Genomic DNA, 8,552 nt, shown 5'->3' with positions numbered 1-8,552 from the left:
AGCCTTACCGTGAGCACGGCATGAGCAGCGCCAGTTTTTATAAATGGCGCGCCAAATACGGTGGCATGGATGCCTCATTGATATCGCGATAAAAGAGTTGGAGGCTGAGCATGGCCGTCTGAAGAAGATGTATGCCGAGGTCCAACTTCAAAACGATGTAATCAAGGAAGCCATGGCAACTGGGTTTATGCTGTGCTTTCTATATCTGCGCGACGTGAAGGGCATTGGCTGGAACCATAAACGGGTCTACAGGAGTTGAATTGAACCTGAAGATTCAGCCGAAGAAACGCCTGTATCGGGATAAACCGGAACCTTTGGCGGTGCCTGATGCCATTAATGAAATTTGGTCGATGGATTTTATGCATGATCAACTTGGTGATAGCCGGAGCTTTCGCGCCTTCAATGTGATTGACGATTACAATCGCGAAGGGCTGGGCATCGAGGTCGACTTCTCGCTGCCTGCGGTCCGTGTCATTCGTGCCCTTGAGCAAATCATCGAATGGCGGGGACCCCCCCGTACACTTCGGTGCGACAATGCCCCCGAATATGTCAGTTCTTTGTTGGCCGCCTGGACTAAAAGACGAGGCATTAGCCTGCAGTTTATCCAGCTTGGCAAGCCACAACAAAATGCATATGCTGAACAGTTTAATGGCACTGTCCGATATGACTGGCTGAACCAGTACATCTTTGCAACGATTGAGGAGGTTCAAGATGCCGCGACCAAGTGGCAGTGGACATACAACAACGAACGATCCAATATGGCCATCGGTGGCATAACACCAATACAAAAGATGACCATGGAAAAAACCATGGTCGCCTAACCCGTTCTACTTCTAACGGCCCCTAAAAAGGGGGGATTACAAGTTAAACTGCCCGATGAAATTTAGTAAATTCTTTTCGTTGCGCACTGTCCCCAACACATAACAGGCTGAATAATAAAAATGGATATTTCAGAGACGTTTGATGTAAATTGCAAAAATTTAATATCAAACACCATCACTCGTCATGGGGCTGGTTTTTATGGTATAACCGGTCCTGCAGGAGCCGGAAAAACCTCAGTAGCACGTCTCATGTCAGATAAATTAAATTGCACAGTTTATTCGGCAGATTATGGATTCATAGGTGATTCAGAAGAACGTAAATCACTCCTTATCAATAAACAGATGCGTTCTATTGATAACTATATTGATGCTGCAAACCAATATAACTGGTGGGACTGGGGAACAATACTAAGTAACTTAGAGGACCTTATTGAGGGAAAGTCCATAGTCATCGATGCTCCTTATCAACGCGATACAGGTGAAAAATCTGATGCATTGATACTCACAGCAACAAATAATTTAATTTACGAGGGCGCAATTTTTGGACCGCCATTTATCGTTACGAAATTGAAACGTATTTTTTTTCTTTGGGTCCCCCCCAAGATTAGACTCCAAAGACTTATTGAAAAAGATTTGGGTCGGAGAAGTTTTAATGAAATTTTGGCAAGATTTCTAATCACTGAATATTCTGAGACTTCTTATTATATTAATTTATTCAATTGGGCTGAGGAAAAGATTATTTTTATTGATGGCTTGTCGGGCATGCCTTGTAATAAACCAAAGATATCAGGTCATAATTTCATTCCCTTACGTATAAACATTTCAAAAAATATATAATTATGGTGCAAGATTAATTGCCACATAGAGCTTCCGCTAATGTCTCAGTGTCCGATCCGAAAGTAGTTGAGTGATTTCAGTCATTTGTGATTCTCTCGTTTGTGTCAAAGCAAATGAGGAGGCACAAGATGTGGACTGAAATCACCCGACCTGATTATGAGCGCACTGGGCGCCGATATGCAAGCGATTCGACAGATGAAGAATGGAGCCATGTTGCTCCGTTGTTGCCCCCGGCGAAGCCCGGAGGGCGTCCGCGCACGACGGATCTTCGAGATGTATTTGATGCCATTTTGCACATGGCGTCCACGGGCTGTCAGTGGCGGATGCTGCCGAATGATTTTCCTCCGGTCTCGACGGTGCGCAGATACTTTTACGATTGGCGCAACAACGGCGTTCTGCGAACGGTCAACCATTACTTGGTCATGGCAGCACGAGAAGCCATGGGAAAAGAGGCCAGTCCGACGGCGGGCGTGGTCGACAGCCAGAGCGTCAAAACCACGGAAAGCGGCGGTATTCGGGGCTATGACGCGGGCAAGAAAATCAACGGGCGTTAAACGTCACATCGTCACCGACACGACCGGCCTGCTCGTTGGCTTGGTGGTCCATGGTGCGGACATCCAAGACCGAGATGGCGCTCCCGCCGTTCTTAACTCGATCCGCTATTCCTTCCCGTGGTTGCGCCATATCTTTGCCGATGGCGGATATGCTGGACCCAAGCTCAGGGGCGCATTGGACAAAATTGGACAATGGACGCTGCAAATCGTCAAGCGATCCGATGCCGCAAAGGGCTTCGAGATTATTCCCCGCCGCTGGGTGGTCGAACGCACTTTGCATGGCTTAGCCGGCTGGGTGGTCGAACGCACGTTTGCATGGCTTGGCCGTTGCCGCAGATTGGCCAAAGACTGGGAGCAAACCATCGCCAGCGCTGAAACATGGCTGCTCATCGCTCACATACGGCGCGTCAGTAGACTTCTGGCAAGGGGCTGATATCATATGAAAACTTTTGAATCGGACTCTCATTCCAATTGAAATACGTCCCCTGACTAATCCCGGCCTCTCGGCAAATCTCCGCAACCGGTATGCCATCCTCGCCCTACTTGACGATGAATGCCCGTTGCGCATCCGTGAATCATGATGCTTTCATTCGGTCTTCGCTCCCTTCCCAGCAGGAAAATGAAAACGAAAAACTCTAACCTATTTCGAGGGCATTTGGGGGAAGCAGATCACATTTGCTGCAAGTTTTCTGCTGGAATTGATATAGCTTGGATCTTAAGCTACATTATACACGTTTGGATTCAGTTGGAGCGTCTGCTGGCCGTATCTTCTTAAGGCTTCAAAGGCGCTCCTACCTGATGTGTAGAGTTGGGTCATTTCTCAGCGGGACGTTTTGCAACCCATAGATTTTATGTCACAGATCTTCCCGACAGTCCTAAAATGTTCTAAGTTTCATGCAACTGGGCGTCGCACCGAGGCGCCCTAGGGTCAAATAATAATGAAAATACTAGATGCTAACAATACCCGTATATCGCGCGAATTTATTAAGGAAGCCGCAACGGCTCAGTCCCCCAATCGACTTTTAGAGCTCGCACGCGACCTGCGCACAATTGGCCGCCCGGATGAATCTTTCAAATTATTAGTTCGTTATAGACAAGAGCATCCTCAAAACAAATCCTACCGTTTCGAAGTATGTTTAACCCACGCCGCATTAGGTAACGTTGCAGAGTCTCTCAAAGCTGTACAAGAGATTATTGATAATAATGAAGCGAACCTTGCCTTGCTCTTGATCAGTGCATTGGGTGCCGTAGAAGGCATAGATGCTATTGGCAAGCCCAATGTACGTTCCCTACTGTCTGAGACTATTTCGGAAGAGTCTCAGGCATTTGTATTCGACAAGGTTCCCTTAAAAGGTATCAGCCTTTTGCATATGCATGCGGTCATAAACGCCAGCAAGCAGCTTGACTTCAAGTCTCGCGCACATTTTATTTTTGATGTCATATCAAGAAAGTGTAAATACCATATTCAGGATAAAATTGCCGTTATAATTATTTTATTCATAAGGTTAATACTTAGACGTTGGAACGTGAAAATATCATCCATGGGTAATTTCACGCGTTTAGCAGATATGGTTGATAGAATTGATCCTGTTTTACGACGGTTCCGCGACAACCTGGATAGTACACCGCTAATGATTGTTCTCTATTTTGGCGGATACCCAAACGACACACTCATGAAGCTCTATAGCAAGCACTGTCTATTGGTCTCTCCCCAGGGCCGCCTATTGACAAAACTTTTCAGGATTGCATATTCCAATATTGAAAATGTAAATAGGCACACGGAACTGACAACTGACTACCGGAAAATCAATAATGATTTTCTCAATGGAGCTCCCATTTTATCTATACCAGATGCAGATGCAAGACGTGTTGAAAAAAAGCTTCGCAATATCGGCATCAATTGTGAGCAGCCGATTATATGTATCGGCTTACGTGACATGGCGTATTATAATTTTTACGGAACTGTCATGAACGTTGGTGAAACAGCTCAAGCGCGAAATGATACCTACCATAGATGCCCTCCACTCTCCTCTTACCTAGAAACAGCTGATTATTGGGCTAAGCTAGGGTACCAAGTCGTGCGAATGGGATTGAAGGTCAGCGAAACTCTTCCAAAGGACCGCCACCCTCTTATATTTGATTACGCTGTAGATGGGCGCAGTGACGAACTGGATGTTCATCTCTTCTCACGCTGTCATTTCATGCTTGCTGGTGATACTGGCTTGTTTTCCGGAGCAGCCGCCTTTGACCGTCCGGCGGTTGTAAGCGACCTATTTCTAATCCGCAACACTATTTACTCATCAAATAAAAAATCTCCTAGCATATTTATTCCAAAATTAGTTTTAGATAAAGAAACAAATAATCTTATTAATTTTAGTGAGTTGATTTATTTTAATCATCATTTCACGCATGGCGCTGATTGCTCTAATGCGCGTTTCGAATTAGTACATAATGATTCCGAAGATATAATAGCCGCAACGAAAGAGCTTTCATTGAGGCTCTCTGGACGCTATGAAGAGACAATAGAGGACATTGCTCTTCAAAAGCACTTCCGTGATATATACGCACCATATCATGTTGGCTACAATTCTACTGGATACATCTCAAGTCACTTTCTTCGAAAATATTCTCATCTACTGTAAACTAAGGGAACCGATATGCTAGGACAGTTTATTTGCGATAGGGGTCACATATACAACGTGATCATCTTGGCTGGCGGTCTGAGCACACGCATGGGCGAGGCTTCAGAATACATCCCCAAGGCCCTATCCACCATCGGTTCACAACGAGCAATAGACCTATTAATTAGCAAATTTTTGTTGGTATCTCATAAACTGGTCGTTGGCACAGCCTGGCACAGCGACTTACTTGAAAGCTACATATCAGGGCGCTACCCAACCCAGCGCATTAGTTTTTCTCGTGAATCCCCAAATGACCTTAAAAACAACGCGACCTCTCTTCTGTATGCCCTTGACCATATAGATAGCCGTTACGGTACGATCATTTCATTTTGTGATCTGATTTTATTAAGCAACCCGGTCATTTCCGGCAGCACCCTTTACACGACGCACAAGAACACCAAGGGTGTTTTGGGGACATATAGGCACTCGGTCCAAGCTGAAGATGGAATAGTGAAAAAAATTCAGGAGATCAGCCCGCCTCAACATATCGACACCATAGACAATGGCGTGATTGGGCAATTTGTTTTCTCCAATACCTTGCTGCTGAAGGAAATTGCATATTCGCTCGCAAGGAAGGGAGAGCTTTCAGATATTACCTCTGATATTATAACGCGTTACGTTGCCGAGGAAAAAACTCGAGTGGTTGAAGTCGATGCTCTTCTTGAATTTGGCACTAAGGAAGACCTAAATAAAGCGCGTAAATTCTGGGAAAATCACTAAATTATTTCTAATTCTAATCCCCATAACTCTCACGGTTTACGCGCTGCAAGTGCTATTTACCTTACAGTCAACACTGGTTTTCATCACAACTCAACAATTCGGGATGACACATAATGAAGGTTAAAGTTTTTGGTGCCGGATCTATTGGCAACCACCTTTCACATGCTTCGCGCCGCTTAAATTGGAGCGTAGACCTATGCGATATTGATGAGGCTGCGCTAAAACGCACCAAAAATGATATTTACCCACAGCGTTATACCACATGGGATGAAGAGATTCAGCTCTTCTCCAACAACAATGCTCCCAAGGGAGGGTATGATCTGATCATCATCGGAACGCCACCCGACACCCATATTTCCATGGCATTAGAGGCACTGGAAGAAAACCCTAAGGCAATTTTAATCGAAAAGCCTGTTTGCACTCCCGATTTAAATGGCGCTCAAGAACTACTTGATAAGGCAAAAGCCAAAGGCATCCATCTTTTCGTTGGCTATGATCATGTGGTTGGCCCGGCCAGTGACAAAGTAAGTGAATTAATTAAATCTGGAATTACCGGAACAATTGAAACGATTGACGTTGAATTCCGTGAATACTGGGGTGGTATTTTCAACGCACACCCATGGCTTGACGGCCCGAGCGATAGTTATCTTGGCTACTGGAAACGCGGCGGCGGTGCCAGCGGTGAACATTCTCATGCCATCAATTTATGGCAGCACTTCTGCCATAAAGCAGGAGTAGGCCGCACAATCGAAGTCAATGGTATGCTTGAATATGTAAATGACGGCATTGTTGATTATGACAAACTGTGCGTCCTCAATCTCAAAACAGAATCTGGCATGGTGGGCCGGGTGGTTCAAGATGTAGTCACCAACCCCCCTCGGAAGTGGGGACGAATTCAAGGCCAAAATGGGTATATCGAATGGCACTGTGGATATAAGCCCGGCTGCGATGCTGTTATTCATAATTCAGAGTTAAATAAAGAACAAATAAATCTGTTCGAAAAAACACGCCCCGATGACTTCATTGCTGAACTGCATCATATTGAGAATCTGCTCAGTGCCAAGCTGGACGCCTCACCGATTTCATACCAAAAAGGCCTAGACACCATGCTTGTGGTGGCGGCCATCCACAAATCAGTGAAAGAAGGGCGCACAATTTCAATTGATTACAACAAAGGTTACACTGAAGATTCACTTAGCTAGTTTTGATGGAGATAGTGAAGCTCCATCTGTTAGGTAAAATTACATCTGACTTAGACAAGACTTTTGAGCAATCAATGAAGAAGGTAGAGCACGTGAACAGTAACGTCACATTTAATTTTGAAAACTTGTTCGTTCTTGATTTGGCGAATAATCATCAAGGAAGCGTTGCACACGCAACAAAAGTCATTCAATCCCTAAGCCAAGTGGTTCAGAAACATGGCGTAAATGCGGCCCTAAAATTTCAATTTAGGCAATTGGACACGTTTATCCATCCGATGCACCAAAAAGACAGCGATAACAATCATATCCCGCGATTTTTATCGACCAGGCTGGCTCGTGATGATTTTCAAAAATTGCTGGACGTCGCTCAAGGCTGCGGATTCAAATCAATGTGCACCCCTTTTGACGAAGAGTCTGTCGATGTCATCACCGAAATGGGCTTTGATATCATCAAAATAGCAAGTTGTTCCGCCAAGGACTGGCCCTTGTTGAATAAGGTGGCAGAAGCCGGACTACCTGTCATATTCTCCACCGGTGGGTTAGAACTCAGAAACATTGACGATGTTGTCAGCTTCTTTGAACACCGCGGTGTGGATTTTGCCATTATGCACTGTGTCTCCATCTATCCGATTCCGCGAGAAAAATTCAATTTAAACCAAATAACGACCCTCAAGGCCCGTTATCCGGACCATGTTGTTGGCTGGTCAACACACGAAGCTCCCTCGATGACCGTGCCTATTCAAATCGCCGTAGCAAAGGGTGCGCAGATGTTTGAGCGACATGTTGGTATGGAGGCCGAAGGCATCTCTCTCAACGCATATTCATCAACACCAGAGCAAATTGACACATGGATTTCTTCCTGGAAAGAAGCACTCGTTCTTTGCGGGGCCAATGAACGCCCTGCAACATCTATTGAAGAAGCAAACGCTATTGCTTCTCTGCGCCGTGGCGTTTACGCCAAAAAGCCGATCAAAAAGGGTGTTGCCATTTCCCGAGATCAAGTTTACTTCGCTATGCCATACGTCGATGATCAATTGGAAAGCGGCGCCTGGAAAGATGGCATCGTCTCTCAACAAGACATAGGTAAGGACGATCCCGTTTTAGCGAATCAAGTCAATGTGCCCCACAACACAGATCAGCAAATCATCAAAACCGCAGTCCACGAAGTAAAGGCCATGCTGAATGATGCAAAAATTGTCCTAGGTAGCGATTTTGAGGTCGAATATTCCCATCATTACGGAATTAAGAACTTCACAAAAACTGGCGCCGTTATTATCAATTGCATTAATCGTGAGTACTGCAAGAAACTAATCGTTCAGTTGCCAAACCAAGACCACCCAGAGCATTTTCATAAACTAAAGGAAGAAACTTTCCAAATCTTATCCGGCACTCTGCATGTAAAAGTGGAAGGGAAAACTCACACGCTTGAGCCAGGCGATACGTGCCTTGTGCAACCCGGAGTCTGGCATAGTTTTTGGACGGATACAGGATGTATTTTCGAAGAAGTGTCTACAACCCACTACAATGACGATTCTTATTATAAAGACAAGGCGATCAACAAACTCGAACGGCATCAACGAAAGACCAAGGTGGATCATTGGGGCCGTTTCCAGCTTGAGTTAATGGTCAAGTAACATACCAAATGATTAAATGCGTCGTTTTTGATTTTGACGGAACACTGTACGATTCCAACGAAATCAAACAGAGGGCTTTTTTTGACTCGTCTTCAGAATATGC

The 8,552-nt window shown here is 45.1% G+C and carries 7 protein-coding genes and 2 pseudogenes; 8 read left to right on the top strand and 1 reads right to left on the bottom strand.

The features are described 5' to 3' along the window. The 4 genes and pseudogenes from BEN30_RS12150 to BEN30_RS19020 all read left to right on the top strand — a co-directional run. Positions 1–821 (top strand): annotated as a pseudogene (locus tag BEN30_RS12150) (IS3 family transposase); the annotation flags it as partial. A gap of 120 nt (positions 822–941) precedes the next feature. Further along, positions 942–1,658, top strand: a complete 717-nt coding sequence (locus BEN30_RS12145) for a nucleoside/nucleotide kinase family protein (RefSeq protein WP_139135008.1) — start codon at positions 942–944, stop codon at positions 1,656–1,658. A gap of 128 nt (positions 1,659–1,786) precedes the next feature. Beyond that, positions 1,787–2,212, top strand: a complete 426-nt coding sequence (locus BEN30_RS19025) for an IS5 family transposase (protein ID WP_245649049.1) — start codon at positions 1,787–1,789, stop codon at positions 2,210–2,212. Next, on the top strand, positions 2,181–2,645 hold the full coding sequence (locus tag BEN30_RS19020; RefSeq protein ID WP_245649048.1) for a transposase: 465 nt from the start codon (positions 2,181–2,183) through the stop codon (positions 2,643–2,645). The genes BEN30_RS19025 and BEN30_RS19020 overlap by 32 nt, the downstream gene beginning before the upstream one ends. A gap of 34 nt (positions 2,646–2,679) precedes the next feature. Here BEN30_RS19020 and BEN30_RS19230 read toward each other — a convergent pair. Beyond that, positions 2,680–2,763: pseudogene (locus tag BEN30_RS19230) on the bottom strand (transposase); the annotation flags it as partial. A gap of 387 nt (positions 2,764–3,150) precedes the next feature. Here BEN30_RS19230 and BEN30_RS12135 point away from each other — a divergent pair. From BEN30_RS12135 to BEN30_RS12120, 4 genes are all read left to right on the top strand, one after another. Then, the gene (locus BEN30_RS12135; RefSeq protein WP_069958515.1) at positions 3,151–4,854 is read left to right on the top strand and encodes a TIGR04372 family glycosyltransferase; all 1,704 of its coding nucleotides are present in this window, start codon (positions 3,151–3,153) and stop codon (positions 4,852–4,854) included. A gap of 57 nt (positions 4,855–4,911) precedes the next feature. After that, a complete protein-coding gene (locus BEN30_RS12130; RefSeq protein ID WP_170827038.1) occupies positions 4,912–5,613 on the top strand; it encodes an NTP transferase domain-containing protein in 702 nt (233 codons plus the stop codon). A gap of 113 nt (positions 5,614–5,726) precedes the next feature. Then, a complete protein-coding gene (locus tag BEN30_RS12125) occupies positions 5,727–6,815 on the top strand; it encodes a Gfo/Idh/MocA family protein (RefSeq protein ID WP_069958513.1) in 1,089 nt (362 codons plus the stop codon). 14 nt (positions 6,816–6,829) lie between these two features. Next, positions 6,830–8,449, top strand: coding sequence for a D-lyxose/D-mannose family sugar isomerase (locus BEN30_RS12120; protein ID WP_211563386.1), 1,620 nt, complete (start codon positions 6,830–6,832; stop codon positions 8,447–8,449). Positions 8,450–8,552 lie beyond the last annotated feature (103 nt).

Source organism: Magnetovibrio blakemorei, from assembly GCF_001746755.1.
Taxonomy (GTDB): domain Bacteria; phylum Pseudomonadota; class Alphaproteobacteria; order Rhodospirillales; family Magnetovibrionaceae; genus Magnetovibrio; species Magnetovibrio blakemorei.
The sequence above is the reverse complement of the archived record's forward strand: the minus strand, read 5'-3'. Positions and strand labels throughout refer to the sequence as shown.

Excerpts from the sequence above, each read along its gene's own strand:
- BEN30_RS12125 (WP_069958513.1), top strand. The coding sequence starts at position 5,727 with ATGAAGGTTAAAGTTTTTGGTGCCGGATCTATTGGCAACCACCTTTCA.
- BEN30_RS19025 (WP_245649049.1), top strand. The coding sequence starts at position 1,787 with ATGTGGACTGAAATCACCCGACCTGATTATGAGCGCACTGGGCGCCGA.
- BEN30_RS12145 (WP_139135008.1), top strand. The coding sequence starts at position 942 with ATGGATATTTCAGAGACGTTTGATGTAAATTGCAAAAATTTAATATCA.
- BEN30_RS19020 (WP_245649048.1), top strand. The coding sequence starts at position 2,181 with ATGACGCGGGCAAGAAAATCAACGGGCGTTAAACGTCACATCGTCACC.
- BEN30_RS12135 (WP_069958515.1), top strand. The coding sequence starts at position 3,151 with ATGAAAATACTAGATGCTAACAATACCCGTATATCGCGCGAATTTATT.